The 26,848-nt window shown below is 72.2% G+C and carries 28 protein-coding genes and 1 pseudogene; 18 read left to right on the top strand and 11 right to left on the bottom strand.

The genetic code is table 11. The annotated features are described in order from the left end of the window. Positions 1–9 precede the first annotated feature (9 nt). The 7 genes from HF577_RS12245 to HF577_RS12215 all read left to right on the top strand — a co-directional run bounded on the left by HF577_RS12245 (position 10) and on the right by HF577_RS12215 (position 5,019). The gene (locus HF577_RS12245; protein ID WP_169395922.1) at positions 10–1,170 is read left to right on the top strand and encodes a hypothetical protein; all 1,161 of its coding nucleotides are present in this window, start codon (positions 10–12) and stop codon (positions 1,168–1,170) included. Positions 1,171–1,260: 90 nt separating this feature from the next. Further along, a complete protein-coding gene (locus HF577_RS12240; RefSeq protein ID WP_169395921.1) occupies positions 1,261–1,416 on the top strand; it encodes a hypothetical protein in 156 nt (51 codons plus the stop codon). Between the two features lie 99 nt (positions 1,417–1,515). After that, positions 1,516–2,181 (top strand): hypothetical protein, encoded by a 666-nt coding sequence (locus HF577_RS12235; RefSeq protein WP_169395920.1) that lies wholly within the window; start codon positions 1,516–1,518, stop codon positions 2,179–2,181. Positions 2,182–2,190: 9 nt separating this feature from the next. Continuing rightward, complete coding sequence (locus HF577_RS12230) at positions 2,191–2,460, top strand: hypothetical protein (protein WP_169395919.1); 270 nt, start codon at positions 2,191–2,193, stop codon at positions 2,458–2,460. A gap of 21 nt (positions 2,461–2,481) precedes the next feature. After that, positions 2,482–3,261 (top strand): hypothetical protein, encoded by a 780-nt coding sequence (locus HF577_RS12225; RefSeq protein ID WP_169395918.1) that lies wholly within the window; start codon positions 2,482–2,484, stop codon positions 3,259–3,261. Between the two features lie 240 nt (positions 3,262–3,501). Then, complete coding sequence (locus HF577_RS12220) at positions 3,502–4,821, top strand: hypothetical protein (RefSeq protein WP_211174155.1); 1,320 nt, start codon at positions 3,502–3,504, stop codon at positions 4,819–4,821. Positions 4,822–4,830: 9 nt separating this feature from the next. After that, positions 4,831–5,019, top strand: coding sequence for a hypothetical protein (locus tag HF577_RS12215; RefSeq protein WP_169395916.1), 189 nt, complete (start codon positions 4,831–4,833; stop codon positions 5,017–5,019). 389 nt (positions 5,020–5,408) lie between these two features. Here the strand turns inward: HF577_RS12215 and HF577_RS12210 are convergent, their stop codons facing one another. Both HF577_RS12210 and HF577_RS12205 read right to left on the bottom strand, forming a co-directional pair. After that, on the bottom strand, positions 5,409–5,879 hold the full coding sequence (locus HF577_RS12210) for an anthrone oxygenase family protein (protein WP_211174154.1): 471 nt from the start codon (positions 5,877–5,879) through the stop codon (positions 5,409–5,411). After that, positions 5,876–6,760 carry an NAD(P)H-binding protein gene (locus HF577_RS12205; protein ID WP_169395915.1) on the bottom strand — a complete coding sequence of 295 codons (885 nt, stop codon included), beginning with the start codon at positions 6,758–6,760 and terminating at the stop codon, positions 5,876–5,878. Before HF577_RS12205 ends, HF577_RS12210 begins: the two co-directional genes overlap by 4 nt. A 143-nt stretch (positions 6,761–6,903) precedes the next feature. On the opposite strand from HF577_RS12205, the gene HF577_RS12200 reads away from it, so the two are divergent. Beyond that, positions 6,904–7,896, top strand: a complete 993-nt coding sequence (locus HF577_RS12200; RefSeq protein ID WP_312859095.1) for an AraC family transcriptional regulator — start codon at positions 6,904–6,906, stop codon at positions 7,894–7,896. Here HF577_RS12200 and HF577_RS12195 read toward each other — a convergent pair. The 3 genes from HF577_RS12195 to HF577_RS12185 all read right to left on the bottom strand — a co-directional run bounded on the left by HF577_RS12195 (position 7,883) and on the right by HF577_RS12185 (position 12,141). Then, positions 7,883–8,659, bottom strand: coding sequence for an enoyl-CoA hydratase/isomerase family protein (locus HF577_RS12195; protein WP_169395913.1), 777 nt, complete (start codon positions 8,657–8,659; stop codon positions 7,883–7,885). The genes HF577_RS12200 and HF577_RS12195 overlap by 14 nt on opposite strands. Positions 8,660–8,723: 64 nt before the next feature. Continuing rightward, a complete protein-coding gene (locus HF577_RS12190; protein ID WP_169395912.1) occupies positions 8,724–9,272 on the bottom strand; it encodes a sigma-70 family RNA polymerase sigma factor in 549 nt (182 codons plus the stop codon). A gap of 145 nt (positions 9,273–9,417) precedes the next feature. Beyond that, the gene (locus tag HF577_RS12185; RefSeq protein ID WP_169395911.1) at positions 9,418–12,141 is read right to left on the bottom strand and encodes an ATP-binding protein; all 2,724 of its coding nucleotides are present in this window, start codon (positions 12,139–12,141) and stop codon (positions 9,418–9,420) included. 67 nt (positions 12,142–12,208) lie between these two features. Here HF577_RS12185 and HF577_RS12180 point away from each other — a divergent pair, with 67 nt between their 5' ends. The 5 genes from HF577_RS12180 to HF577_RS12160 all read left to right on the top strand — a co-directional run bounded on the left by HF577_RS12180 (position 12,209) and on the right by HF577_RS12160 (position 15,969). Beyond that, positions 12,209–12,421 (top strand): hypothetical protein, encoded by a 213-nt coding sequence (locus tag HF577_RS12180; RefSeq protein WP_169395910.1) that lies wholly within the window; start codon positions 12,209–12,211, stop codon positions 12,419–12,421. Next, positions 12,418–13,194, top strand: coding sequence for a carbonic anhydrase family protein (locus HF577_RS12175; RefSeq protein ID WP_169395909.1), 777 nt, complete (start codon positions 12,418–12,420; stop codon positions 13,192–13,194). The genes HF577_RS12180 and HF577_RS12175 overlap by 4 nt, the downstream gene beginning before the upstream one ends. Before the next feature lie 28 nt (positions 13,195–13,222). Continuing rightward, entirely contained in the window at positions 13,223–13,900 is a 678-nt protein-coding gene (locus HF577_RS39700) for a VOC family protein (protein ID WP_169395908.1), read from the top strand. 277 nt (positions 13,901–14,177) lie between these two features. After that, positions 14,178–14,930: a hypothetical protein gene (locus tag HF577_RS37440; RefSeq protein ID WP_211174153.1), complete on the top strand. Its 753-nt coding sequence runs from the start codon at positions 14,178–14,180 to the stop codon at positions 14,928–14,930. A 202-nt stretch (positions 14,931–15,132) separates the two neighbouring features. Continuing rightward, a complete protein-coding gene (locus HF577_RS12160) occupies positions 15,133–15,969 on the top strand; it encodes a hypothetical protein (RefSeq protein WP_169395907.1) in 837 nt (278 codons plus the stop codon). On the opposite strand, the pseudogene HF577_RS12155 reads toward HF577_RS12160, so the two are convergent. The 3 genes and pseudogenes from HF577_RS12155 to HF577_RS12145 all read right to left on the bottom strand — a co-directional run bounded on the left by HF577_RS12155 (position 15,966) and on the right by HF577_RS12145 (position 19,718). Continuing rightward, a pseudogene (locus HF577_RS12155) lies at positions 15,966–16,935 on the bottom strand (IS481 family transposase). The gene HF577_RS12160 and the pseudogene HF577_RS12155 overlap by 4 nt on opposite strands. Before the next feature lie 127 nt (positions 16,936–17,062). Next, positions 17,063–19,123 (bottom strand): PhoX family protein, encoded by a 2,061-nt coding sequence (locus HF577_RS12150; protein ID WP_169395943.1) that lies wholly within the window; start codon positions 19,121–19,123, stop codon positions 17,063–17,065. Between the two features lie 148 nt (positions 19,124–19,271). Beyond that, positions 19,272–19,718 carry a hypothetical protein gene (locus HF577_RS12145; protein ID WP_312859094.1) on the bottom strand — a complete coding sequence of 149 codons (447 nt, stop codon included), beginning with the start codon at positions 19,716–19,718 and terminating at the stop codon, positions 19,272–19,274. A 261-nt stretch (positions 19,719–19,979) separates the two neighbouring features. On the opposite strand from HF577_RS12145, the gene HF577_RS12140 reads away from it, so the two are divergent. From HF577_RS12140 to HF577_RS12125, 4 genes are all read left to right on the top strand, one after another. Further along, positions 19,980–20,537 (top strand): ATP-dependent Clp protease proteolytic subunit, encoded by a 558-nt coding sequence (locus tag HF577_RS12140; RefSeq protein ID WP_169395941.1) that lies wholly within the window; start codon positions 19,980–19,982, stop codon positions 20,535–20,537. Positions 20,538–20,575: 38 nt separating this feature from the next. After that, on the top strand, positions 20,576–21,922 hold the full coding sequence (locus HF577_RS12135) for a sodium:proton exchanger (RefSeq protein ID WP_169395906.1): 1,347 nt from the start codon (positions 20,576–20,578) through the stop codon (positions 21,920–21,922). Between the two features lie 55 nt (positions 21,923–21,977). Continuing rightward, positions 21,978–23,003, top strand: a complete 1,026-nt coding sequence (locus HF577_RS12130) for a 6-phosphofructokinase (protein ID WP_169395905.1) — start codon at positions 21,978–21,980, stop codon at positions 23,001–23,003. 101 nt (positions 23,004–23,104) lie between these two features. Further along, the gene (locus HF577_RS12125) at positions 23,105–23,512 is read left to right on the top strand and encodes a hypothetical protein (protein ID WP_169395904.1); all 408 of its coding nucleotides are present in this window, start codon (positions 23,105–23,107) and stop codon (positions 23,510–23,512) included. A 6-nt stretch (positions 23,513–23,518) separates the two neighbouring features. Here the strand turns inward: HF577_RS12125 and HF577_RS12120 are convergent, their stop codons facing one another. The 3 genes from HF577_RS12120 to HF577_RS12110 all read right to left on the bottom strand — a co-directional run bounded on the left by HF577_RS12120 (position 23,519) and on the right by HF577_RS12110 (position 25,947). Beyond that, positions 23,519–24,499 carry an AIR synthase related protein gene (locus HF577_RS12120; protein ID WP_169395903.1) on the bottom strand — a complete coding sequence of 327 codons (981 nt, stop codon included), beginning with the start codon at positions 24,497–24,499 and terminating at the stop codon, positions 23,519–23,521. Beyond that, the gene (locus HF577_RS12115) at positions 24,496–25,101 is read right to left on the bottom strand and encodes a cupin domain-containing protein (protein ID WP_169395902.1); all 606 of its coding nucleotides are present in this window, start codon (positions 25,099–25,101) and stop codon (positions 24,496–24,498) included. Before HF577_RS12115 ends, HF577_RS12120 begins: the two co-directional genes overlap by 4 nt. Before the next feature lie 111 nt (positions 25,102–25,212). Continuing rightward, positions 25,213–25,947 carry a response regulator transcription factor gene (locus HF577_RS12110; protein WP_312859093.1) on the bottom strand — a complete coding sequence of 245 codons (735 nt, stop codon included), beginning with the start codon at positions 25,945–25,947 and terminating at the stop codon, positions 25,213–25,215. Positions 25,948–26,101: 154 nt separating this feature from the next. Here HF577_RS12110 and HF577_RS12105 point away from each other — a divergent pair. Continuing rightward, on the top strand, positions 26,102–26,848 hold a 747-nt coding region (locus HF577_RS12105; RefSeq protein ID WP_211174151.1), incomplete at its 3' end, for a GAF domain-containing protein.

Genomic DNA, 26,848 nt, shown 5'->3' with positions numbered 1-26,848 from the left:
CGTTCGGTGGTGGCCGTCGCGCTGCTGCCGACCGTGCAGCCGGACCCGCTGCTGCGGCACTCCCCGCCGCTGCGCGAGGTGCTGGTGCCTGCCGGGTCCTTCTCGGCCCCGAGGGCCGCCGTCACGGTCGCGGTACCGGTGGTGGCCGCGTCGCACGAGCCGTCGCCTGCCGCGCACTGCGCGGAGGAGCTCGACTCCGACAGCGTTGCCGGGGCGTTCTTCACCGGCGCCGCAGCCAGCTTCGCGGCATCCGTTGCCGCCTTGCGGGCCTGCGTGGCGACCGAGGCCGCGTCGGTGGCCGCCTTCTTCTCCTCGGCGGTCGCCCCGTCGCGTGCCGCGGTGTCGCGGGCCTGCTCGGCGATCTGCTGTGCCTGCTCGGCCTGCTGTGCGGCCTGCTCGGCGGTCTCGTTCCGGGTCTCGGTGATGATGTCGGCCACGACCTGGCCCGACCCGGCGGTGGAGCTGGTGGCGGCCTGGCAGTTGCTCTCGCTGGTGGTGCAGCTGCCGCTGGAGGACGACTGGCCGCCCGGTGGGCCACGCGCACCCGCGCCGCCGGTGGTGGTGCTCGGGCCGTCGTCGCCGGCAGCCGAGCTGCGGGCCGTGCCCGAGCAGCCGCCCGGGGAACCGGAGCAGTCCAGCGTGGCCGAGGCACTCGTCCAGCTCGACGCACCCGGCACGGTCGGCGCACCCGAGGCGGCGGACGAGCCCGGCGCTGTCGGGGCAGGCGGAGTGGCGGGCTGGTCCGGTCCCGGCCGGTCCTGCGGCGCGTCGGCCGGCGTCCGGGCCTGCCCGTCCTCGCCGACCGTGGCACTGCTGACGGTCGCGTTGGACGTCGAGGTGGCCCGCACGAGCGGCCGGATGCTGCTCGCGTCGGGTCCGCTGGAGGCCCCCGAGTTCGTGACGGCCTGGCACCGGCCGCCCGACACGCCGTCACACGAGCCCGTGCCGTGCGAGCCGCGAGGGTCCGGCGAGGTGGAGGGGTCGGTGGCAGTGGCAGAGCTGGTGACCTTGCCGTCGCAGGCGGTCTGCCCGTCGCAGTCCAGCACCGCACCGGACGCCGACGCAGCCGAGGGGCCGGCGGGGCGCCGGGCGGGGTTCACCACCGGGTTCGCCCCGGCCTGGTCCGCCCCGGCCTGGTCCCCGCGGGCCTGGTTCGCGTCACTGGCCTGAGTCGTACCGGGCAACGCCTGGACGGCACCCGGCGCGGTCAGAGCCACGGATGTGGTCTCGGCCCGGCAGGCCCCACCGCCGGCCTCGCAGGTGGCTGAGCCGGCCGACGTGCGCGGCTTCCCAGCGGCCACGGCACCGTCCCACGCAGCCGAGCCGGTGTGCGCTGTGCCCGAGCAGGCGGCCCCGGCCGAGCAGTCCACCGAGGCGCTCGCCGACGAGATGCTGGACGGCCCGCTGGTGGGCTGACCCTTCACCGGCTGCCCGGTCGCCGCGTCGAGCTGGACGTAGTCCGGGGCGCTCGACGCGGCCGAGCTGGTCTCGCCGCTGCAGCCGCCACCCGACACCGTGCAGTCCGCGCTGCTGGAGGAACCCCTCCGCTGCGGCGACACGGCGGTGTCGAGCGCGCTGGTGGAGCTGGCCGCGGTGCCGCCGCACGACCCGCTCCCGCCCGAGCAGTCGACCCGGGCGCCGGCGTTCGAGACGCTGACCGGACCCGAGACCTGCGAGCCCGACGCGCCCGCCGCGGGGTCGCGGTCCTCGACGGTGGTGTCGCTGCCGGCCGAGCAGGTGCCGCCCGCGCCGTGCGCCGAGCACGAGGCCGAACCCGAGCTGTCGCGGACACCCGTGATGTCGCCCGACGCCGAGCCGGTGGTCGCCGACTTCGCGGTGCCCGTGCACGCCGCGCTCCCGCAGTCGACCTCGGAACCGGCGGTGCTGGTGGCCGCCAGCTTCACGGGGCTGACCGTGGCAGCCGCCGCGACGTCGTTCCACGCATCGCGGCCGCTGTCGGTGCGGGCGGCGGCGTTCGACGTGGAGTCGGCCGAGCAGCCGCCCGCGGTGGCGGTGCAGGACGAGGAGCCGCTCGTCGTGCGGACGGCGGCCGTCTCGCCCGTCCCGCTCGAGACCGTGGCGTTCGTGGTGGTGGTGCCCGTGCCGGAGCAACCGGCGGCGCCGTCGCACCCGATCCGCGTGTCGGCGCGTGCCGTGCCGGTCGACCCGCCGTTGCCGTAGCCGTCGTCGGTGCTGTTGCCGGAGCCGCTGCTGGTGTCGCAACCACCGGCGGTGACCGAGCACGTGGCGGAGCTCGTGGTCTTGTGGGTGATCGTGCGGGTCGCAGCCGCCGCAGCCGTCGTCGCCGTCGCCGCGGTCGCCGGCTTCGCGGCGGCGGCCTGCTCCGTGGTGGTCGAGGTGGTGGTGGCGCCGGTGCTGCTCGACGCCGTGCCGGAGCATCCGGTGGCGCCCCGCTCGCACTGCACGTCGGCGTTCGACTGCGGGCGGCCGGCGGAGTAGCCGTCCTCGGTCTCCGCGTCCGTGTCCCACGAGCTCTGGCGGGACCAGCGGTCCGAGCCGTCGTTCCCGAGGTCGGTGCTGCTGGAGGTGCGGCAGCCGCCTGCGGTGGCCGTGCAGTGCGCGGCGCCCGTGGCGGTCGCGGCCTCGCTCGTCTTCGTCGTCGTCTTCGCCGCCGCCGGTTCGACGACGGCCGCGGCGCCCGTGCCGCCGGTGGGCGTACCGCGGGTCGTGCCGGAGCTGGTGGTGTCGCAGGTGCCGTTGCCGGTCCGGCAGTCGGCGCTCGCGTCACGGGCACTCGCCACGGTGCTGATCGCGCACTCGCGCTCACACGTGCCGCTCGCCGTCGACGTGTCGCCGTCCTGCGAAGCGGTGCCTGGAGCGGAGCTGGTGCTCGACGACCGGCATCCGTTCGCGCCCTCACAGGCGGACGCGGCCCGGGTGCTGCCGGTGGTGCTCGAGCTGCTGCAGCCGTCGGGCCCGGTGGCACACGAGGCGGTGGCCGACTTCTTCCCCGTCGTGGCGCTGGTCTCGCAGCCCTGCTTCGCGCCGGACATCGTGCACGTCCCCGAGGCCTTGTTCTCCCCGGAGCCCGCCGAGACGCTACAGCCGGACGACAGGCCGGCCAGACCGATGCACCGCTCACCGCGCTGCTCATCGGAGCCGCGTTCTCCCGCGGCGGCGCTGCACTCGAAGAACACGCCGCTCGAGTCACAGGCGGCCTTCGCCCCGCGCGAGCCCGCGGCCTGCACATCGGAACCCTCGTGGCCCGTAGCGGCGCGCAGCTCGTCGGTGGCCTCGTAGACCTCGTCCCTGGTCGCCTCGTACTTGGCGACGTTGGCCTCGTGGACCGCGGCCTTGACCGTCCCGGCCTTGACCTTCTTCTGCTCTGCCGCCAACGCCGTCTCGGTCTTCGCCAGCGCACGGTGCCCGTCGACGACCTCGTCCACCAGCTCGGCCCGATCGGGCGACAGCTCGGCACGGTCGGCCTCGACCGTCTTCACCAGCTTCTTGTGCGCGGCCTCGTGCTTGGCGTAGGTCGCCTTGCTCACCGCGCCGGAGGCGACCTTCTTCTTCTCGGCCGCAAGGGCCTTCGCGCTCTTGTCCACCTTGATCTCGCCGTCGAGCACACGCTCGGTCTGCTCCTGCACGTCCTCATCGGACTGCCACTGCCCCGCGCGGCTCGCCCGGCCATCACGCGGGGGCCCGCGCGGATCCGCAGCCGAGGCCATCCCGGCGCGCAGCGCGGCGGCATCGCCGGTGACCGGCAGGACCTTCCCAGCAGCGGAGGTCGCCCTCGCCGCAGCCGTCTTCGCCGCGGTCGCCGCCTTCGCGGCAGCCGCCTTGGCCGCGGTCGCCTTGGTCGCGGCGGTCTTCGCGACGGTCGCCGCCTTCGCCGCGGCCTTCTTCGCCGCCGGAGTCTTCGCCGTCGCCGCCTTCGCGGCGGCCGACTTCGCCTTCGCCGCGGCCTCCTTGGCGGTGGTCGCCGTCCTGGCCGCAGTCACCTTCGCGGCAGCCGCCGCCTTCGACGCGGCCGCGGTGGTCTTCGCGTCCGCGGTCGCCTTGGCTGCAGTCGTCCTGGCCGCAGTCGTCTTGGTCTTCGCAGGCCTCGCATCGGGGGCGGTCGGCTCCCCTGCCGCCTTCGTCGCTGCCGTCTTCGCGGCAGTTGCCGCCTTCACCGCTTTCGCCTTCGCGGCGGCTGCCACCTTCGTCGCAGCCGACTTCGCGCTCGTCGTTCTCGCAGCGGTCACCTTCTCAGCAGCCGACTTCGCCCTGGCCGCTGCGGCCTTCGCCACAGCCGCCGTCTTCGTAGCCGCCGACTTCGCCGCAGCCGCTTTCACCGGCGTCAGTTTCTCCGCGGCGGCTCGCACGGCCGTCCGCTTCGCCTTGGCCGCAACCGTTCCGGTGGCGGTCGAACCCTTCGCCGGCTTGTCAGCCGATGCCTTGTTCGTCGATGCCTTGTTAGTCGATGCCTTGCCGGCCGAAGCCTTCTCGGTCGATGTCTTAGCCTTGCTCGTCGAATCCTTGCCTGCCGATGCCTTGTCAGCCGAAGCCTTGTCAGCCGAAGCCTTGCCGGCCGAAGCAGCCTTGTTCGCCGAGGCCTTCTCGGCCGATGTCTTGTTCGGCGAAGCCTTGTTCGCCGAGGCCTTCTCGGCCGGAGCCTTCTTGGCCTTCTCAGGCGGCGCTTTCTTGGCCGGTTCCTTCTTCGCCGGCTCCTTCTTCGCCGGCTCCTTCTTCGCCGGCTCCTTCTTCGCCGGCTCCTTGCTCTTCTTGCTCTCGGTGGCGGACTTCGCGTCACTTCCGCCACCGCCACTGCCACTGCTTCCTGCGGGCTTCTCCTTGCCTCCCTTCTGCGCGCCCTGAGCAGTTGTGGTGACCGGCACGGTGGCGGCGGCCGCAGTCGGCGCCGCGAGGAACGCCGCACCCACCCACAGCACGACGACCGCGACGGCAACCCCCACCACCCACCGCATCAACCGCACCAACATCTGCACCGGGGACGGTCGCAGGCGCACGGCGGCATCAGCACGCACGACGGGGCCCATGGCCTCGCCGTCGTGAGCTGGATGCGCGTGCATCTGGAGTGCTCCCTGGAGTCGCAGAGAAGAGGGGATGACGTGGAACGAGGGGGATGACCAGCGAAAACGAGTTCGCGGACTGTCACACACGGCCCACGAGGACGCCACGGGCCATACACGTCGCGCCTGGGGCAGCGACCTGCGTCCGGACGGTTGTCGTCACGCCCGGAAACCCTGCGGCGGCAACCCCACCCTGTTGCGCGACGTCAGCAACCGAGAGGACCACCACCACAGCCCTGACCCGAAGATCAAGACCTCGGGCAGATTAGCAGGGCATCGCGGGGTTGACCAGAGACGTCCTCGCAGAGTGGGTGCGCTCCTCGCAGATGCCGTAGACCCTGCGAGGAACACACCGCCTCTGCGAGGACGCCGTCACACCGCCAGGGCGAGCGCCGTCGTCGATGCCGTGCACAGGACGGTGCGCACGTGGTTCCACGCCGTCCAGCGGACGAGGTACTCGCTCCAGGTGCCGGCGGCGGCGTCGGGATCCACGGCGTCGAGGCGAATGTTCAGGGGGACGTTCCATACCGCCGTCACGAGGAATGAGCCGACCACGTGGAGAACGGCACCGACGACGATCCACGCGGTTGCGTGCTGCGCCGAGAACGGTGCCGCCACCGCCAGCAGGACGCACAGCACGGTCGTTCCCCCGAACACCACGCCGAACAGGGGATTGAGGATCGCCCTGTTGACCGACTGCATTGCCGCCGCGCCCGCGGCAGGTGGCAGCCGCCGCAGAGCCGGCATCACGGCCACGGAGAAGGCGAAGAAGAGCCCCGCCATCAGACCGGATCCGACTGTGGCGACCAGAATGGCGCTGGGCAGCAACGCGTCGATCATCATGCCACCGGATCCTGGACGAGTTCGGCGACGACCGCCTCGAACGGGGTCGGGGTCGTCGTCGCGGCATTCCGGCGCTCGCGCGGAACGATCGTGCCGTCGGAGAGCGCCCGCCCCATCTCCACGTGCAATGTCGCGGTATCGGGCGAGAATCCGGCCTCCACGAGGGCCCTCACCATCTCCGTATCGGGCAGCCGGACGTACTCGAGCGCGGGCCGGCCGATCGCCGCACCGAGAATTGCGGTGGCCTGGGCATAGGTGAGATCGCGCTGTCCGTGCAGTTCGCGCACCTGCACCCCCGACCAGTCGCGGGCGAGAAGTGCTGCGGCCGCCGCCTCGGCGACATCCCTGGTGGCGATCATGGGCACCGGCACGTCGGGGGCCACCGCGTCGGCGTTGACGCCCAACGCACGCACCAGGTCCACCGCGGCCGCGATGCTCTCGAAGAACACGCCGGGCCGCAGGACGAGCAGGTCGAGCCCGGGCACCCGGCGCAGCCGCTGCTCCTGCTCGTGCAGGCTGGCGATGAACCCGGTGCCCTCCGGGAGGTCCGCCCCGAGGCTGCTCAGCGCCACGACGCGGCGGACCCCGGCCGCCTGCACGGCGGTGACAATCGCCTCACCGAGACGCTGCTGCTCCGCGCCGAAGTCGGGCCAGGTCGGGTCGTAGGGCAGCAGGGTGTGCACGGCGTCGGCCCCGCGGAAGGCACGGGTCAGGAACGCGGCGTCGGCCGCATCGCCTGCCCACGTCCCGGCGCCGGCGGCGGCGAGCGCGGCCAGCACGTGCGGGTTGCGGCCGATCGCGCGGACCGGTTCCCCCGCGTCCAGCAGTCGCTGCGTGATCTGCCGGCCGACGTGGCCGGTCGCGCCCATCACCGTGATCATGGCGTTCCTCCGAAGGTCCGTGGTGTCGTGTTCGTCCACCATCGGACCGATCGGCCGGACCTTCCATGCCCGGGAGTCGCCGGTTCATGCTCGTTCGTCCCGATCCTCTGGACGCCGGCGACATCGGCATCCAGACTCGGCTCGTGTCGGTCACAGACCAGTTCCACTCCGAGGATCCGCTCGGGGAGGCGCTGCACTTCCTGCGCGTCACCGGCAGCTTCTACTGCCGTTCGGAGCTCACTGCGCCGTGGGGCCTCACCGTGCCTCCGTGGGAGGACTGCCTCTGGTTCCACATCGTCACGGCGGGCCGGTGCCGTCTCCACGTCGACGGGGCGGAGCCGCGCTGGATCCAGCAGGGTGACCTCGCGCTCGTGCCGCACGGCCGGGGGCACGTGCTCGGCAGCGGGCCCGACGTCATCGCTCCGGACGTGACCGGCCTCGAGCACGAGTTCCAGAACCGGTACGCGATCCTGCGCCACGGTGGCGGAGGGGCGGCGACCACGCTGGTGTGCGGCGCGGTGCGGCTCGACCACCCGGCCGCGCACCACATCCTCCCGCTGCTGCCGGTGGTGATCCACATGGAGCCCGCGGGGTCACCGCAGGCGGAGTGGATGCAGAGCACGCTACGGCTGGTGGCCGCCGAGGCCGCCGAGATGCGCCCGGGCGGCGAGGCCGTCATCACGCGGCTCTCGGACATCCTGGTGATCCAGGCGCTGCGGGCGTGGATCGAGACCGACCCCGCGGCGCAACGAGGGTGGCTCGGCGCGCTGCGGGACCGGCAGATCGGACGCGCCATCTCGCTGATCCACCGTGACCCCGCCCGCGACTGGACGGTGGCGTCGCTGGCGAACGAGCTGGCCATGTCGCGCTCGGCCTTCGCGGCCCGCTTCACCGAGCTCGTCGACGAGCCGGCGATGCGGTACCTCACGCGCTGGCGGATGCAGACCGCCCGCACCCTCCTCACCGAGGACGGCGCGACGGTGGCGGAGGTCGCGAGCCGGATGGGCTACCGGTCCGAGGCCGCGTTCAGCCGCGCGTTCAAACGGATCATCGGGCTCCCGCCCGGCGCGTCGTCCCGTGCCACCGCCACCACCGCCCCCGCGCCCGTGGCACCGGCGCTCGTCAGCGGACCCTGAACTCCGGGAGACGCTTCTCCAGGAACGCGCTGACGCCCTCTCGGTAGTCGTCGCTGGAGACGGCGTCGATCGGCAGCTCGGTGGCCTCGGTGTCGGGTACGTCCAGGCCCGCCATGATCTTCTGGATGAGCCGCTTGCTGCCCCGGACGGAGACCTGCGAGCGCGCACCGATGGTGCGGGCGAAGTCGGTTGTCGTCTTCTCCAGCGCGTCGGGCTCGACGAGCTCGTCGATGAGGCGCACCCGCAGCGCGTCCTGCGCGGTGATCCGGTTGGCCGAGAAGAGCAGGTACTTGGCGAACGCCGGCCCGATCACGGAGACGAGCTGTCGCGTGGAGGTGAAGCCGTAGACGATGCCGAGCTTCGCCGGCGTGATGGCGAACTGCGCGGTGGTGTCGGCGAACCGGAGGTCACAGGCCAACGCGAGCTCACAGCCACCGCCGATGCAGTAGCCCTGGATCATCGCGATGGACGGCTTACGCATCTCCGCCAGCGCGTGTGCGGCCTGCTCGACACGGTCGCCGTACCCGCGTGCCGCATCGGCCGTGGAGCGTCGGGTGCCGAACTCGCTGATGTCGGCACCGGCACAGAAGTGCGCTCCGGCACCGCGCACCACCAGCACCTTCACCGACTCGTCGGCGTCGACCTCGGCGGCCAGTGCGGGCAGCGACCCCCACATCTCGTAGGACATCGCGTTGCGCTTCTCCTGGCGGTCGATCACCAGCTCGGCGATGTCGCCGTGCCGGTCGATCCGGAGTGCGGGCATCCGTTCACCTCTCCACAAGTGCCGACGTCACCTCTCATTCTCGGGGGAAACCTCGCCCGGGCGGTCAGAGCGTCCTCTGCGTCTCCAGCACGACACGCAGCGCACGCAGGGCGTGGTGGGTGCGTGACTTCACGGTGCCGGTCGGGACGCCCAGCCGGCGGGCCGCATCCGCAACGGTGCGGTCCTCGAGGTAGACCACGGTCAGGGCCTCACGGTGATGCGGCTCGAGGCGGCGGAGGGCCGCGGCGAGGTCCCAGCACTGCACAGCCCTCTCGAACTGGTCGTTCGCCGGCACGGCGCTCACAACGTCGTCGTCGCTGACGATGACCGGCCGCGTGAGGTCGGAGCGCCACAGGTCGATGATGAGGTTGCGGGCGACCCGGAACAACCACGGGCGCGGCGTGGGGGCTCCGCGCGCCGACGCGGCGTGCCGCCACGCACGCAGCAGTGTCTCCTGCACGACATCCTCGGCCCGCTCAGTGTTGCCCGTCAGCCGCAGGGCGAAGCAGAACAGCGGGCCGGCCGCGTCGTTCACAGTGCGGACGAATGCTTCGGACGCATCCTCCTCCTTGTCGTCATCGGTGGGGCCCAGAAGTTGGTCGGCGTCGTTCATCGAATGGTGATCACGGAGTGCTGGTCCGGCACGATTCGAACCTGTGTGAGGTCCACATCAAGAGAATGGGGCGGAGATGTCGAGGTCGCGCCCGGATACGGACCCTGGTCCTGTCCCTGGGGGCCCCCGGGGACAGCTCGGGGACTCAGAGACCGAGCTGCGTGCGTGAGGTGATGCCCAGCTTCTGGAAGACCTTCCGCAGGTGCCACTCGACGGTTCGGGCGCTGATGAAGAGCCGGCCGGCGATCTCGGGGTTGGTGAGGCCCTGGCCGGCGAGCCGGGCGACCTGGGCTTCCTGGGCGGTGAGCTCGCCACTGACCTCGATGTCCCGTTTGCGGACCTGTTCGCCGGTGGCCCGCAGCTCGCGATCCGCGCGCGCGGCGAACGCCTCGGCGCCCATCGTCGTGAACATCTGGTGGGCGGTGCGGAGCTGCTCGCGGGCATCCACGCGGCGGTGTTCGCGGCGCAGCCACTCGCCGTAGAGGAGATGGGCGCGGGCGAGCTCGCTACGGATGCGGGTTCGGCCCAGCCGGTCGATCGCCTCCCGATAGGCGGTCTCGGCGGCCTGGCCGTCGAGCACCAGGGCACGCGAGCGCGCCGCGACGCCCAACGCCCAGTCGGTGCCGCAGGCGTGGCTCACCTCGGTGAGCCGGCGAACAGCGGTGGTGGCGCGCTCGGGCCGCCCGCAGCGGACCGCTCCCTCGACCAGCTCGGCCAGCGCCCCCCGGGTCGCGGTCGGCAGCCCGATCCCCTCCGTGGCCTCTGCGGCCCTCGTGGCCAGGGCCAGCGCCTCCTCGGACCGGCCCACGCTGTTCTGCAGGAGGGCCTGCGCCCAGCCCATCATGGCCAGCCCGCCACCCTCGCCGCGGCGCAGAACTCCCGCATTGGCGGTATCGACAAGGTCGGCGACCTCGGCCTCGCGCCCCTGCCATGCCGCGAGCGTCACGGCACCGTGCGGCGCAGGCGGGCAGCCGGTCGCTTCGGTCACCGCCGCGAGCTCGGCGCGCAACGACGCGGCCGCGGCCAGCTCACCGGCGAGCACGTGCGTGGTGATGCGCGCGGTCAGCGCGAGGGGGAGCTCACCCAGCGCCCCGGCCTCCCGGGCCAGCTGGACGTAACGGGTGGCCAGCACGTCCCAGCTCTCGTCGTCCCCCAGGATCCCGGCGGTGACATGAGCCTGCCGGAACCAGCGCAGCCCGTCCTCTGCGCTGATGTCCGGGCTGCGGAAGGCGAGAAGCGCCCGCTTCAGCTCCGCCACCCCGGCGGCTGGACCCTCCGTGCACCACATCGCCAGACCGTCCAGCAGGAGATCGACCGGCCGGGGCGGCTGCGGCGCAGGAGGCGCCGCCCGTGCGGCCTCGACCACCTCCCGCACGCTGGCACAAGTGGCCAACGAGCCGGCGAACACGGCGGCAGAGAGTGCATCCAGGTAGGTGTCGCGTGCCGACCGGATGTCGAGTGGCTCGAGCTGCCTGGCCGCCTTGAGCAGCAACGGAGGTGCTTCGCTGCCGCGGTTGGTGGTGAACGCGATCTGGGCGCGCAGCACGTCGGCCTGAGCGCGCTGCAGTGGGTCGAGCGGGCCCGTCACCGCGACGGACAGCAGTCCCAGAGCATCCTCGGAGGCGCCTGCCTGGTGGGTGGCCTGCGCGGCAGCCATCGCCCGCCCGGCCCGGCGGCCGGGTTCGAGGGTGAGCTGGGCGGCCCGTTCCAGGAACGCCGCAGCAGCGGCCAGGCCACCGCGCGCCCGCGCCCGTCCGGCGGAGCGTTCGAGATCCGCGGCGACGTCCTCGTCGAGCCCGTATGTCGCCTCGGCCCGGTGCCAGGCGCGGCGATCCGGGTCGGCGCGGGGATCGATGGCCTCGGCCAGTGCCCGGTGCGCGATGCGCCGCTGCTCGGCGGAGCCCGCCCGGTAGACCGTCGAGCGCAGCAACGGGTGTCGGAACCGGACTCGCGTGTCGATCTCGACGAGCCCGGCCGCAGTTGCCGGTGCGGCCGCATCGGGCTTGATGCCGAGCAGTCCGGCGGCTCGCCACACGAGCAGCGGGTCTCCGAGCGGTTCCGCCGCGGCGACCAGCAACAGCTGCCGGGTGGGCGTCGGCAGTGGCGCAAGCTGCCTGCGGAAGCTCTCCTCGATCCGCCGCTGCACCGGCGCGCGGGACGGCGACCCGAACCCGCCGGCGAGCTCCGCGAGTGTCAGCCCCCGGGGCAGCTCCAGCAGTGCCAGCGGGTTGCCGCGGGTCTCGGTGACGATCCGGTCACACACCCGCTCGTTCACGAGCCCCGGTAGCGCGGAGCGCAGCAACTCCCGCGCGTCGGCGTCGGACAGGCCCGCGACCACCAGCTCCGGCAAGCCGGTCGACGGCTCGTCCTCCGACTCCAGCCGTGATGCGAACACCACCGACACCGACTCGGCCACCAGCCGTCGCGCAGCGAACGTCAACACCTCCGCGGAGGCCCGGTCGAGCCACTGGGCATCGTCGACCACACAGACCAGCGGCCGCTCCCGGGCGACCTCGGCGAGCAGGCCGAGCACGGCCAGCCCGACCAGCAAGCGATCCGGCGCCCGCCCGGCCGCCAGCCCGAACGTCGTGCGCAGCGCGTCGCACTGCGGCTCGGGCAACCGCCCGAGCCGCCCCAGCATCGGCGCGCACAGCTGGTGCAGCCCGGCGAAGGCCATCTCCATCTCCGACTGGACGCCCGCGATGCGCTCCACCCGGCAGCCGGACGCCTGTGCCACCACGTACTCCAGCAGAGCCGTCTTGCCCACACCGGGCTCGCCGCGCACCACCAGCGCTCGACTCCGACCTGCCCGAGCGGCCTTCAACAGCCGGTCGAGCACCTCACGCTCATCGTGCCGGTTCCGCAGCATCGGACAGGACCTCGACTGTGCAGCTCGTCACGCCCCACAACTCGCCCGAAGGCGACGATAACCCCAGGTGTACACCGCTGCACCGGTGCTCGACACCGACGATCGGCCCCCTCTGCTCCGGCAAGAGCGCGATTACCACCGCGAAGACGGCGGTCGGCGCGGCTTGCGTGACGGACAACGGGCCGGCGATCAGCACGGGTCCTTCTCGCAAATGATCTCTCGACGTATCCTCCTGACGGGCGACGAAGATCATTCCAAACAGGAGGAAACAGAGACGTGAGCCATTCCCGACGCTCCTTCTTGATCGGTGTCCCCACCGTCGCCGCCGCGGCGATGGTGGCGTCGTCCGCCTCGACGGCCGTGGCCGCCCCGGCGAAGGCCGCGGCGACCCCGTCCCACCAGAGCCCGATCGACATCCGGTCGCGGTCGGCCGTCGACGCCCCCAAGCTGCCCGAGCTCGTGGTCGACTACCCGCAGCACGTCGACCTGCACGTCCACTACATCAGCAAGGACGCCCCCGGCGACGCCGCGGGCTGCACGGTGCGCGGCCCGGAGGAGACCGTGGAGGCGGAGGTCCCGGCCGGCACTGCTGCCGTGCACGTCGGCGGCGTCCGCTACGAGCTCGTGCAGTTCCACTTCCACACCCATTCCGAGCACGAGCTCGACGGCCACCGGTTCCCCCTCGAGCAGCACTTCGTCCACCGTGGACCGCAGGGGCAGACCCTCGTCGTCGGACTCTTCCTCACCGGCGGTGGACCTGGGGGCACCCTGCAGGACGAGGTCCTCCGTGCCCGCGTCGAGGAGTGCGGGCCGACGAAGGAGGTCACCACGGACCTGCGTGCCGCGCTGCCCCACGACCTCTCCACGTTCCGCTACGACGGCTCGCTGACCACCGCCCCGTACACCGAGGGGGTGTCCTGGCTGGTGCTGCGCCAGCACCAGGCCATCTCCGACTCCGCCGTCGCGGACTTCCAGAAGCTCTTCCCCAAGGGCAACGCACGCGCACTGCAGCCGTTGAACGACCGGACCGTGCAGTACCGCCGGCAGCGCTGAACACCCTGAACCGTTCTATCGTTCCCCGGTGACCACCGCCGGCCCGCCCGCCGCCTACAAGGACCTCTGCCTCGATGCGGAGGACGCCGCGCGGGTGGGCCGGTTCTGGTCGGCGGCGCTCGGCCTGGAGCTCGACACGCACCGCGGGACGGTCGTCCGGCTCTCCGGCCCGACGCCGCAGGAAACCCTGTGGGTCAACGAGGTTCCCGAGCCGAAGGTCGCGAAGAACCGCCTGCACCTCGACATCCACACCGGATCGGTCGAGGAGCTCGTGGAGCTCGGTGCCTCCGTGCTGGACGACACGCTGCCGTGGACGCTGATGGCAGATCCGGACGGGGGCGAGTTCTGCGCGTTCGTCCGCGAGACCCCGCCCGACCAGCTGCTCTACGAGCTGGTGCTGGACGCGCACGACCCCCGCGCTACCGCGAGGTGGTGGGCGGAGCTGCTCGGCGGCCACCTCGTGTCGGAGGACGAGAAGGTGTGGGCGGTGGGTGACATCCCCGGGGCGCCCTTCGAGTGGTTCGTCGTCAGCCCCACCGAGGACGAGAAGGTCGGCAAGAATCGCGTGCACATCGACGTCACCGCCGAGGACCTCGACCGCGTGCTCGCCCACGGGGCGCGACTGCTGCGCCCCCGCGGCGACGACATCGGCTGGCACGTCCTCGCCGACCCCGAGGGCAACGAGTTCTGCGCGTTCACGCCCTGAGCGCCGGCACCCCCTGAGCCGAGCGGGCGATACCGCGCCGCTCGCCGCTGCTCGCCGCACTTTCATCCCATTGGGCACCGCTGAGACGCACAAGTCCGGCCCGGGTTGCCTACGTTCGCTCTCGGATCAGTGACGGCACGGTCACGAACAGGACACGGGACTCCCCACCCGCCGGCTCCCCCGACCGGACGTCCAGCCGAAGCCGTCGATCCGGAGGCAGGTCGTGGCTCGGCATCGCTCCCCCCGGGGCCGGCGCGCGCACCAGAACTCATCGGGGATGGCCACCGGCCATCCCGCGGTGGGACGCAGCGCGCACCGGTCCGTACCCACCCCGATCTATCGGGGTGCCGCCGTCGTCGCCGTCGCGGGTGGCGCGTTCTCCCTGGTCGGAGCCGCGTCCCCACTACCGGTGACGGCGGCGCCCGCCGCGCTGGCCGTCCCGGTCCAGAGCGCCGACGTGCTGCTGCGCGCCGCCGTGGAGCCGGTCGTGCCGGATCCGGACGTGGTCGACGCCGGCGATCTCGTGAAGGCCGTGCAGCTCGCCGAGCAGCAGATCGCCCGGGTCGCGGCCGAGCGTGCCGCCGACGAGGAGCGCGCCGCGCAGGCACGGAGGAAGGCCGAGGAGGAGAAGGTCTCGTCCGCCGGGCTGTCGTCGCCGGACTGCGGCCTGGACACCTCGGGCCTCGGCGCGGTGAAGTCCTACGTCCGCGCGGCCGCCGAGGTCCTCGGTTGCCGGTTCGGCGAGCCCACGATGCACGGTGTGGCCGGCCGAGCAGGCACCTCCGACCACCCGTCCGGCAAGGCGATCGACTTCATGGTCGACCGGGCCACCGGCGACAAGCTGGCGGCATGCGCGCTGCGCAACCAGGACGCGCTCGGCATCTCGTACGTGATCTGGGAACAGCAGATCAACCACGGCAACGGCTGGCAGCCGATGGAGGACCGCGGCGGCGTGACCGCCAACCATTTCGACCACGTCCACGTCTCCTTCGGCTCCGGCAAGGGCAGCGGAGAACTCCGGGGCTGCTGATGGTCGCTGCGACACGCCCGCTCGTCGCACGCCACGCCACGTCCGTCTCACTTTGAGTAAGCGGATTGTTTCGGAGCGTGATCACTGGTTATCGTCGGTGCCGACCAGTCAGTGACCCGGCTCCCCCAGCGGACACGGATTCCCCGTCCACCGGTTCCCCAGCCGGACGCCCGCCCGGGTCACGAGGTCTGGAAGGCAGGTCGTGTCTCGGCACCGCTCCCCCAGCGGCCGGTACGCGCACCCGCGACCCGCAACCGGGGTCGCGTTCCCCGGTGCGCTCACCGAACCGCCCCGTCGTTCCGGCGCACGCCACCGCGTCGCCACTCCCACCGCCGTGCGCAACGGCATGAACGCGGCCGCCGCCGCGGGCGGCGTGCTCGCCGTCGTGGTGCCCGGGGTCGGGATGGCCACCGCCCCCGTTTCGGGGGCCGTGGCGGACGAGTCGTCGCTGATCCGGCTCGCCTCCGACGAACAGCCGGTCGACGGCGACGCAGACCCGAACCTCCGCACGCGCACCGGCGTCGTCCTGGTGTCCAGCGCGCCCGACGAGCCCGAGCCCCCCCAGGTCGACGTCGCCGGGCTCGTCAAGGCCGCAGGCCTCGCCGACGTGGCACGCCGGATCGAGGACGAGCGCGCGGCCCGGGCGGCCAGTGCGAACTGCGACGCCGACCTCGACGGCCTCGGCCGCGTGAAGCCGTGGGTACGCGACGCCGCCGCCTTCCTCAGCTGCCTCTACGACGAGCCGCGCCTGGGCGGCGTGGCTCAGCGCAGCCGCAGCTCCGACCACCCGAGCGGGCACGCCCTCGACCTGATGGTCCGCGGCGAACGCGGCGACCGGATCGCCGAGTGCGCGCTCGCCAACCAGGACGAGCTCGGGATCACCTACGTGCTCTGGGAGCAGCGGGCGAACTACGGCGACGGCTGGGAACGCATGTCCGACCGCGGCAGCGACACCGAGAACCACAACGACCACGTGCACATCTCGTTCGAGCGCAGCGCCCCCGACGAGGGCGAGCCGCTGGCCGAGCGCTGCGACTAGCTGTAATGCCCAGGTGGGTTGTTGACTCGGCTGATGGGTGGTTGGCCGCCGAGGGCGGTGTGGCCGCGGTGGTGGTTGTAGGTGTGTAGCCAGGTGGGTAGGGCTGCGGCCGCGGTCGGTGTTGCTGGTGAAGGGGCGTTGCTAGGCCCATTCTTCGAGCAGGGTGCGGTTGAACCGTTCGGCTTTGCCGTTGGTCTGTGGTCGGTAGCGGCGGGTGAACCGGGCGGTGGCGCCGAAGTCGGCCAGGGTGTCGCGCCAGGTCTGGGAGCGGCGGTAGGCCAGTGCGTTGTCGGTCATTACGCGTTCGATCCGGTCGATGCCGTGGTCGGCGAGGGCGGTGGCGGCGCGGCGGAGGAACCCGGCGCAGGTGTCGGTTTTCTCGTCGGGGTGGATCTCGGCGTAGGCCAGGCGGGTGTGATCGGCGATCGCGGCGTGGATGTAGTCGAATCCGACCCGAGGTCCGGAGCGGGAGCGGCGGCGTTCGTGGCTGTCACGGCCGCGGACGCGCCAGCCGCCGCCGTCGCGGAGCCGGCCGAGTTTCTTCACATCCACGTGCACGAGTTCGCCGGGGTGGGCGCGTTCGTAGCGGCGGATCAGTGTGCCGGTGGGGCGGTCGAGCCAGGCGAGGCGGGCCAGTCGGTGGCGGGTCAGGACCGCGTGCACGGTCGAGGTGGGCAGCCCGACCAGCGGGGCGATGCGGGCGGGTCCGAGCTTGCGCTCGACTCGCAGCGCCACGATCTGCTGCTCGAGTGCTGGCGCGGTCCGGTTGTGGATCCGGTGTGCTCGACTGGGGCGGTCGTGCAGCCCGGCCGGGCCCTCGCTGCGCCAGCGTGACAGCCATTTGTAGCCGGTGGCTCGTGAGATACCGAGTTCAGCAGCGACGTGCGCGACCGGGCGCCCGGACAAGACCCGCTGAATCAGCACCATCCGGCCGTGCACGGTCAGACGAGCATTACGGTGGGCCATGAGACCTCCGTGCAGGTGGTGAGCGTCGACAACTCACACCTCGCCCGGAGGTCTCGCCATGTTCAAGCCGACACGCCGTCAACAACGCTCATGGGCACTACACCTAGCTGTACCCCGCCGACACGGGCTACTGGCCGATCCGGCCGGGACCTCCGTCGTCGCCTTCCCTCCAGATGTTCACCACCGACGGGCGCGGCTGGCTGCCGGGGCCGTCCGGGAACAGCGACGCAGGCGCCTCCGGGCTCGCGTCGTCGAGGTCGCCCGGATGCTGCGCCGAGATCAGCACGAACTCGTCGCCGATCACCGGGCCGCAGCACTCCGCGCCCACCGGGACGGTGGCGAAGAGGGTGGTCCGCCCCCGCGTCGGACCCTCCAGCGACACGCCGTACAGCCCGTCGTTGATGCCCAGCGCCCGGCCGGAGTCGGTGGCGAGCCACAGGTTGCCGTGGCCGTCGAACGCGATGTTGTCCGGTGAGCTGATCGGGCTGACCTGGCTCTTGTCGGACCCGCCGAAGTAGGTGGCCGGGTCGTTCGGGTCGCCGCAGAGCAGCAGGATCGACCACCCGAACGTCGTCGCCGTGGCGTCGTTCCCCGCCTCGACCAGTTCGATGACGTGCCCGTGGGTGTTGACGGTGCGCGGGTTGGGTTCGTCGGCGGGAGCGGTGCGGGCCGCTCCGGCCTTGCCGCGGTCGGTGTTGTTGGTGAGCGCCAGGTAGACCTTGCCGGTGTGCGGGTGGGGCTCGACGTCCTCCGGCCGGTCCATCTTCGTGGCGCCCACCCTGTCGGCGGCCAGTCGCGTGAAGACGTAGACCTCCTCGGCCGTCATCCCGTCGACGAACGACTCGTCCCCCGAGGCCAGCCTGATCCACTCGCCGCCACCGTCGAACGCGTGGTCGGCCGGGAGGGTCCCGGTGCCGTCGATCTCCGCAGGCGGGCTGTCACCGGTGAACCTCGCGACGTAGAGCGTGCCCGAGGCGAGCAGGCTCCGGTTGTGCTCCCGGTCCCGGCGGCTGTTGCCGTTCTTCATGGCCTTGTCGGAGACGAACTTGTAGACGTACTCGAAGCGCTCGTCGTCTCCCATGTAGGCGACCGCGTGGCCGTTGCGGGTGAGCCGGATGTTGGCGCCCTCGTGCTTGAAGCGGCCGAGCGCGGTGTGCTTGACCGGCCGCGCCTTCGGGTCGTACGGGTCGACCTCGACGATCCACCCGAAGCGGTTGGGTTCGTTGGGTTCCTGTGCGATGTCGAAGCGGGGGTCGAACCGCTCCCACTTGCGCTCCGAGGCGCCCTTGGTCAGGCCGTAGCGCGCGGCGCGCTCCTGTCCGGCCGGGTCGGTGACGGCGGCGGCGTTCGCGAAGTACTGGTTGACGTTCTCCTCGCCGGTCAGGAACGTGCCCCACGGCGTGACGCCGCCCGCGCAGTTGTTGAGCGTCCCGAGGACCACGGTCCCCGTCTCGTCGGCCGAGGTCTTCAGCAGGTCGGACCCGGCCGCCGGGCCGTCGACCACGAACTCGGCGCTGCCGCTGTAGCGACGGTTGTAGGTCTTGTCGGGCACGGGGGTGATCTGCCCGGTGCGCCGGTCGCGCTCCACCACCAGCACCGAGAGCCCGTGCGCCTCGATACCGATCCGGACCTGCTCCTCCGTCGGGTTCTCCGCGTCGTAGCCGCGGAACATCAGCGGCTCGATCGTGTACTCGTGGTTGTTGAACATCAGGTACGACTCGCCGCCCCCGCGGCGCAGCGGCACGAGCCCGCAGAAGTCGTTGTTGTAGCCGAACTGGCCGGCCTGCGCCACGGCGCTCTGGTTCTCGAAGTCGAACTCGGGCGCGCCGGGCACCACGGGATCGCCCCAGCGGATCACCACCTGGCTGCGGTAACCCGGCGACACCGTGACCGCGTCGACGGTGTTGGGCGCCACCGGCTCGAAGTCGAGCCCTCGCGGAGCTCCCCCGGGTGCGCCGCCGGGCGCGGCGGCCGGGGACGCCGCTGCGGTGCCGGCGAACACCGTGCTCGCACCGGCGGCGACGGTGAGCACCGCGCCCGCCCGCAGCACGCCGCGGCGGCTCACCGAGCGGGCGAGCACATCGGCGAAGTACTCGTTGCCCGACGGGTTCGGCTCGTCGTGCGCGCAGGCGTTGCCACACCGGTAGAGGCAGGTGAGGCCGTGGCGTCGCGGGTGGTCGGTGAGCATCGGCAGAGCGACGGGGCCGGGGCGGGCGCCGGCATGATCCGGGCAGGGCTGAGCCACGGTCATCCTCCTGGGTTCCGGACAAACGCGACGAACGTAAGTGATCAGCCCCAGTGCTGGGAAGAGCGAAGATGACCAGGAGGTGGCGGGCTCATGTGCTGTCGGGAGCAGGCTCATGCCCCGGACGGCCGTGGGTGCGCCGCCGCTGCTTCATCTCGGCCTCGAACACGTGCCGGCGGCCCAGCATGGTCTCGTCGCGCACCCGCTTCTCGAGCGCTGTGAAGGCGGCGTAGTAGCCGTCGTCGAACTCCTCGACGATCTGGAACGTCCACCGGCCGGGGAGCACGTTGGCGCCGAGCAGCTCGTCGTGGACCTGCGTGGCCAGATCGTCGTGTCCCGTGGCCCGCAGGCCGTCCACGACCTCGTCGAGCAGCAGGTCGGCGTGGCCGATGAGCTGGTGCAACGAGTAGAGGTGCCCGCGGGCGCGCTCGATGTACTCGACGGCCTCACCGAACTTGCCGACCGCCTCCACCAGCTCGTCGCTCGCGTCTGGGGGACGTTCGTGGGCCCCGTCGACGGACCGTGCGTCATCCTGCACGCCGCGCAGTACCCCACCCGGCCCGGTGTCCAAACCAGCATCTCGCTGAGCGAACAGCACCCGCCGAGAGCGAACAGAGCTCCTCCGCCGGGCGCGCCGGCCCTACCGTCGGGGCTCACGCATTCGGGAGGAACCATCGTGTCGATCCAGCCCCTGCACCACCGAGCGGGTCCGCCGCCTCACCCCCGCCCCGTGCCCGAACCTCCCGGCCGGCCGGCGCCGCCGGCACCCCAACCGCTGCCCCCTGCGCTGCGCGGCCCCGTGCTGCGAGCCGCACCGCAGGCCGGCCCCGGGGTCGACCCGGTGCTCGACCGCCTCCTGGAGGAGCGCATCGTGTTCCTCGGCCGCGAGGTCGACGACGAGATCGCCAACCGGATCACCGCGCAGCTGCTGCTGCTGACCGCACAGGACCCGGACCGCGACATCACGCTGTACATCAACTCCCCCGGCGGCTCGGTCACCGCGGGAATGGCCATCTACGACACGATGCAGCTGATCACCCCGGACGTCGCCACGTGGGCCGTCGGGTTCGCGGCGTCGATGGGGCAGTTCCTGCTCTCGGCGGGGACGCCGGGGAAGCGGTATGCGCTGCCGCACGCGCGGATCCTCATGCACCAGCCCTCGGCCGGGGTCGGCGGGAACGCCACCGACATCGCCATCCGGGCCGGGGTGTTCGGCCAGATGAAGCGCGAGATCGCCGAGCTCACCGCCCACCACACCGGGCAGTCCGTCGAGACCATCACGGCGGACGCGGACCGGGACCGCTGGTTCACCGCGCAGGAGGCACGCGACTACGGGCTGGTGGACCAGGTCGCCTAGGAGGTTCGCCCTCGTAGCGTCCGGGGTACGACGGCGCAGTGCCCCCGAACCGGCCCCGGCCGCCGCTGCCACTGCTGATCGCCGTACTCGTCGCACTTCCGGGCACCTGCCTAGGGGGTGCGTTCTACCTCGGGCTCCCCCACCCGGTGCTACCGCCGCCGCTGGCCGCGGCCGTCTACGGGGTCGCGATCATCGGCGCTGCGTTCGTGCTGTCGTGGGCCGCAGAGGCCGCACAGGTCGACATCAGCGCCGGGTTCGCGCTCGCGTTGCTCGCACTGCTGGCCGTGCTGCCCGAGTACGCAGTCGACTTCGTCTTCAGCCTGCGGGCGGGGCACGTCTACGCCGAGCACGGAACCTGCCTGCCCGAACCCGGCGGGGCCAACCCGTGCTCGCTGGCCCTGGCCAACATGACCGGCGCCAACCGGGTACTGGTCGGCGTCGGCTGGCCGCTGGTCGTCCTCGTGGCCACGCTCGCCGCGGTGCGCGCCCGGCGCGCGGGTCGCCACAGCAGCGCCTCGACGGCCCCCGGCCGGGTCACGATGCAGCGCTCGATGTCGGCGGAGATCGTCTTCCTCGGCATCGCCACCCTCTACTCCCTGCACCTGCCGCTGCGCACGTCACTCACGCTGCTCGACGCCGTGGTGCTCATCGGGATCTTCGTGGTGTACGCGGTGCGGCTGGCCGGGGCACCGGCGACCGAACCGGACCTCATCGGCACCTCGGCCTGGGTCGCGGACCTCGGCCGCACCCCCCGACGCACCACGTACATCGCCATGTTCGTCGTGGCCGCCGTGGTCATCCTGACCTGCGCGGAGCACTTCGCCGAGGGCCTGGTGCAGACCGGCAGCCAGTTGGGCGTGGACCAGTTCCTGCTCGTGCAGTGGGTCGCCCCCCTGGCCAGCGAGGCACCGGAGCTGATCGTCGCGTGCCTCTATGCGGCCCGGCTCAAGGCGAGCGACTCGCTGGGCACGCTGCTGTCGAGCAAGGTCAACCAGTGGACGTTGCTGGTGGGCACGATCCCGATCGTCTTCGCGGTCGCGTCCCGCTCGACGAGCGGGCTCCCGCTCGACACCCAGCAACGCCTCGAACTGCTGCTGACCGCTGCGCAGTCGCTGTTCGCGGTGAGCCTGCTCGTCACGTTGGGGCTCACCGCCAGGGGCGCGATCACGCTGTTCGTGCTGTTCGCCGTGCAGTTCGTCGCCAGCATCACGCTGCCCACCGACGCCGACCGGCTGCTCGTCGTCGTCCTGGCGGGGGTGTATCTGCTCCTCGCACTCGCACAGCTGCTCCTGCACCGCCGTGACCTGCTACGGACGACCCGGGACGGGTTGGTCACCCCGTACGACGAGCTGGAGGAGGCGGACCGGGCGACCGCGGGACAATGACCACGGGTGCGACTAGCGTGTCCTCGACCTGAGCTTCTGCATCGATGGAGAGCCCATGCGTGTCGGCGTACTCACCGGTGGCGGCGACTGCCCCGGACTCAACGCGGTCATCCGGGCGGTCGTCCGAAAGGGCGTCCCGGAGTACGGCTACTCGTTCCTCGGGTTCCGGGACGGCTGGCGGGGGCCGCTCGAAGCGCTCACGAAACCGCTCGACATCCCCGCGGTGCGCGGCCTGCTCCCGCGCGGCGGCACGATCCTCGGCTCCTCACGCACCAACCCGTTCGCGCTCGAGGGTGGCGTCGAGAAGATCCGGCGCAACCTGCAGAACCTCGGCGTGGACGCGCTGATCGCGATCGGGGGTGAGGACACGCTCGGCGTTGCCACGAAGCTGCACGAGATGGGCGTCAACGTCGTCGGTGTCCCCAAGACGATCGACAACGACCTGTCCGGCACCGACTACACGTTCGGCTTCGACACCGCGGTCAACATCGCCACCGAGGCCATCGACCGGCTGCACACCACCGCCGAGTCGCACCACCGCGCGCTGATCGTCGAGGTGATGGGGCGCCACGCCGGCTGGATCGCGCTGCACTCCGGCATGGCGGGCGGGGCCAACGCGATCCTCATCCCCGAGATCCGCTTCGACATCGAGCAGGTCTGCAAGTGGGTCGAGTCGCGGTTCCAGCTCGACTACGCGCCGATCATCGTCGTCTCCGAGGGCGCCAAGCCGAAGGACGGCGACGAGGTGCTGCGCACGGGCGAGAAGGACGCGTTCGGCCACGTCCGGCTGGGCGGCATCGGCGACTACCTGGCCCGGGAGATCGAGGCGCGCACGGGCAAGGAGGCCCGCACGACCGTGCTCGGGCACGTCCAGCGCGGTGGCACCCCCACCGCCCGCGACCGCTGGCTCGCCACCCGGTTCGGGCTGCACGCCATCGACGCGGTCCACGACGGCAAGTGGGGCATGATGACCGCCCTGCGCGGCACCGAGATCGAACTGGTGCCCCTCTCGGAGGCCACCAAGGAGCTGAAGCTCGTGGACCCGGCCCTGTACGCGGAGGCCGAGGTCTTCTTCGGCTGACCATCCGCTCCCGGGTTCACCTCCACGCAACATCACCGCAACCGGGGTGAACGGCTGGATCGGTCAGCATCGGAGGGACCGTTCCTACCCGGGAGGCCTCCGTGTCGCGATCGCACCAGCCCGAGCGGCTCACCCGGCTCGCCTGCCACGGGCAGTGCCGCCCTGACCCGGCGCGCCATGTCCACCACGACCAGCTGTTGCGCGTGGAGAGCGACCCGGACGCCATGGTCGACCTGTTCGAGACGGCCGTGACCTGGGCCGAGCTGGAGTACCCCACCGACACCACGATCGCGCCGCACGAGTGGCTCGACTTCGCCCAGCGGCACCGCTGGCACGACCCGGAGCGGATGCTGCGGATCTTCGGGTTGGCCACCGACATCGCCCTGCGCGCGGCGCCCGCCCCCACGCCCGCAGCGCTGGACATGGCCATGGCGGCCGGCTCCGGCATCTGCCCGGCCCTCGACCCGGTCGAACCGCCGCGGCGACGCCTGCGAGTCGCCAGCCCCTGACCGCAGCTACCGCGGCAGCCCGGTCACCCGGAACTCGTCGAGCCGCAGGACGGTGGCCCGCTCCGCGCCAGAGCGGAGCGCGAGCTCGCCCGTGTCGTCCAGCACCCCGACCACGGCCGCGGCGAGGTCGCGGCCGGAGAACGCGGCCAGGCACTCGTCCTCGCGCCCGGGTGGCACGCAGAGCAGGAACCCGAAGCTCGGGAAGCAGTTCAACCAGCGGGTGAGCGCGACACCGGCCGGGGCGGGCACGGCGTCGAGGTCGACCGTGACGCCCAGGCCGTCGCACTCCAGGAGCATGGCGAGCGACCCGACGAGCCCCGCCATGCTGATGTCCTTCGCGGCCACGCACGTGCCGGCCCGGGCGAGCGCGCCGAGCAGCCGGACGTCGCCCGCGCACCGCTCGCCCCGGCTCCGGAACGCGGGGAAGAACGGGAAGTCCTCCCGCATCTCGCCGTCGAGCGCGGCCGCGACCACGAGCGACTGACCCGGCGCAGCGCGGGTGACCGACAGCGGGACCGCCGCGTGCCCCACCCCGAACGCCGACACCGCGGGTGGCCCGTCGTGGACGGTGAGGTGACCCCCGACGATCGGCACCCGGTAGAGCAGCGCGGCCTCCCGCATCCCGGCCAGCACCGCACGCGCCAGCGGTTCGGACGCCACCACCGTGTCGACGATGCCGAGCGGTTCGGCACCCATCGCGGCGAGGTCGTTGACGTTGGTGAGCACCGCGGCGAAACCCGCACCGTGGGGGTCGGCGCTGACGAACGGCGGGAAGATCGCCTCCCCGCACGCCACCACCTTGTTACCGGCCGCCTCGACCACCGCGCCGTCGTCACCGGGGCCGCCCAGCCAGTCGGTGCCCCCCGTCGCATCCGCGCCGAGGGCTTCGCCCACCAACCCGATCTCGGCCTTCGCCAGCAGCCCGGGATGGGCGAGCACGGCGTCCACGATCTCGGTGAGGGAGGCGGTCTCCGGTGCGCTCGTCACGACCGCACCGAGAACCAGACGGCCCGGGCAGGCGCTGCGTCGGTGTTGTGCCACTGGTGCGGGCGGTCCGTGGGGTAGTGCAACGAGTCCCCGGCGCTGAGCCGGTACCGCTCGCCCGCCACCTCCACCTGCAGCACGCCGTCCAGCACGAGCAGCACCTCCTCCCCCGGCCGCAGCGGCCTCGTGTCGCCACTGCCACCCCCGGGCTCGATCTCGGCCACCACACCGCTCGCGGGCAGGCGCGCCGTCGGAAGGGCGACCGCCGCCGCGGCCACCCCCTCGGCGGCGGGCGCCCACTCCGGCGGCGCGGCCGGCCGCTCGCCGGCCCGGATCAGCGTCGCCACCGGAGCGGGCGGGGCCCCGTCGTCGACGAAGTGCCCGATCGGCCTGCCCACCGCGGTCGCGAGCTTCAGCAGGGTGGTGATGGTGGGGACCATGTCGCCGCGCTCGACCTTGTGGATGGCCGCAGCCGACACGTCGGAGCGCGCCGCGAGCTGCTGCAGCGACAACCCGAGCTGCTGGCGTGCCTCACGGAGCTTGGGCCCGATCGCACCGACGATGGGCTCCCACGAACCACGCTCGGCCGGCTCCACGTCCAGCATCGTAAACGGCTACCACGCATGGTGGACAGGAAGACGGCCGCGCGAAGTTCAGGAAAGCCACTTTCCGGAACGGAGAGGGCAGGAAAGTGGCTTTCCTGAACTTTGCCGGCGCTAGACGATGCCCTGGCGCGTCGCCGTGTAGACGATCTCGGTGCGGCGGCGGACGTCGAGCTTGTCCCGCAGGTTGCGCACGTGGAACTTGACGGTGGCCTCGCTGATCACCAGCCGGCGCCCGATCTCCCGGTTGGACATGCCCACGGCCAGCAACCGGAGCACCTGGTTCTCGCGCTCGGTCAGCATCGCGGAGCCGAGTCCGCGAACCGGCGGCCGGTCGTCGTCCCGCGGGACGTCCGGGGAGACGACGCCGGCGCCGCTGCCCGAGTCGAACACGCTCTCGCCCCGCAGCAACGTGTGCACGGCCCGGAGGATGTCGGCGGTGTCGGCGCCCTTGCGCACGTACCCGTGCACTCCGAGACGGACGGCGCGCAGCATGATCTCCCGGTCGCGGCACCCGGTCAGCACGAGGATCCGCACTCCCCGGTGGCGTTCCAGCAGCGTCCGCGCGAGGTCGACGCCCGCCCCGTCGCCGCGGCCGAGGTCGACGTCGAGGATCACGAGGTCGGGCGGGCAGCGGTCGGCCACCACGAGCGCGTCGCGCGGTGTGGCCGCCTCGCCGATCAGCGCGAGGTGCGGGTCCGGGGCGAACAGCTGGCGTAGCCCGAAACGGACGATCCCCTCGGCGTCCACAACCAGGATCCGCGCCGTTCGGCGCGGCGCGGGGGGCCTCCCGGCCGCGCCTGGTTCCAGCACGGCGGGGCGGATGTCGAGCACGGCGTCCGTCGTCACAGGGAACCTCTCTGCCCTCGTCGTCGGATGGTGAGCCGAGGTTAGAACCGTTCACGTTGCCCGGACGTTGCACGCGCAACGGGCCGGTGTTGCTTGCAGGCGGATCACTGCGTGATGATGGGACGGTCCTGGGGCGATGACGCTCGGAGTGCTGATGACGACGCAAGAAGCGCACGACGCCGCCGAGCACGCCCGCCTGCTCCACAAGGTGTTCGACGATGTATTTGCCGGAGACGTGCCCAAAGTCCCGGCCCGCTCGCTGGTGTCCGAGTCATGGCGACGCAGCCTGGCCGCGCACGTCGATCCCGACCGGCGCACACCCCCCGTGGTGTTGCGCGACACCGACCTGCCCGACCTCCGTGCAGCGCACCCGCTCAACGCGGTGATGCCGCTGCTGCGCAGCACCCTGGTGAGCATCGCCGACGAGGCGATGCACGTGATGCTGGTGACCGACGCCGACGGCACCATCCTGTGGCGCGAGGGCGCGCTCAAGCTCCTGCACGCCGCCGACGGCGTCGGGCTCTCGCCGGGCACGCGGTGGACCGAGGACGCGATCGGCACCAATGCGATGGGCGTCACACTCGCCGTCGACGCGCCGGTGCAGATCCACTCAGCAGAACACCTCGTCCGTGCCTATCACACCTGGACGTGCGCAGCGGCCCCCGTCCACGACCCGGACACCGGCGACATCCTCGGTGCGATCGACATCAGCGGGGCGCTCGAATCCATGCACCCGGCGGTGGTGCAGCTCGTGTCGGCCACCGCCCAGCTCGCCGAGAACCAGCTTCGCGTGCGCCTCGCCATCGCCGACGAGCGGCTGCGCGTGCTCAACATGCCCCACCTCTCCAGCCTGCGTGGCGGCGCCGGCGCACTGGTCACGCCCACCGGACGCATCGTGGCG

It is taken from the genome of Pseudonocardia xinjiangensis, from assembly GCF_012911925.1.
In the GTDB taxonomy this organism is placed as follows: Bacteria; Actinomycetota; Actinomycetes; order Mycobacteriales; family Pseudonocardiaceae; genus Pseudonocardia; species Pseudonocardia xinjiangensis.
The sequence above is the reverse complement of the archived record's forward strand: the minus strand, read 5'-3'. Positions and strand labels throughout refer to the sequence as shown.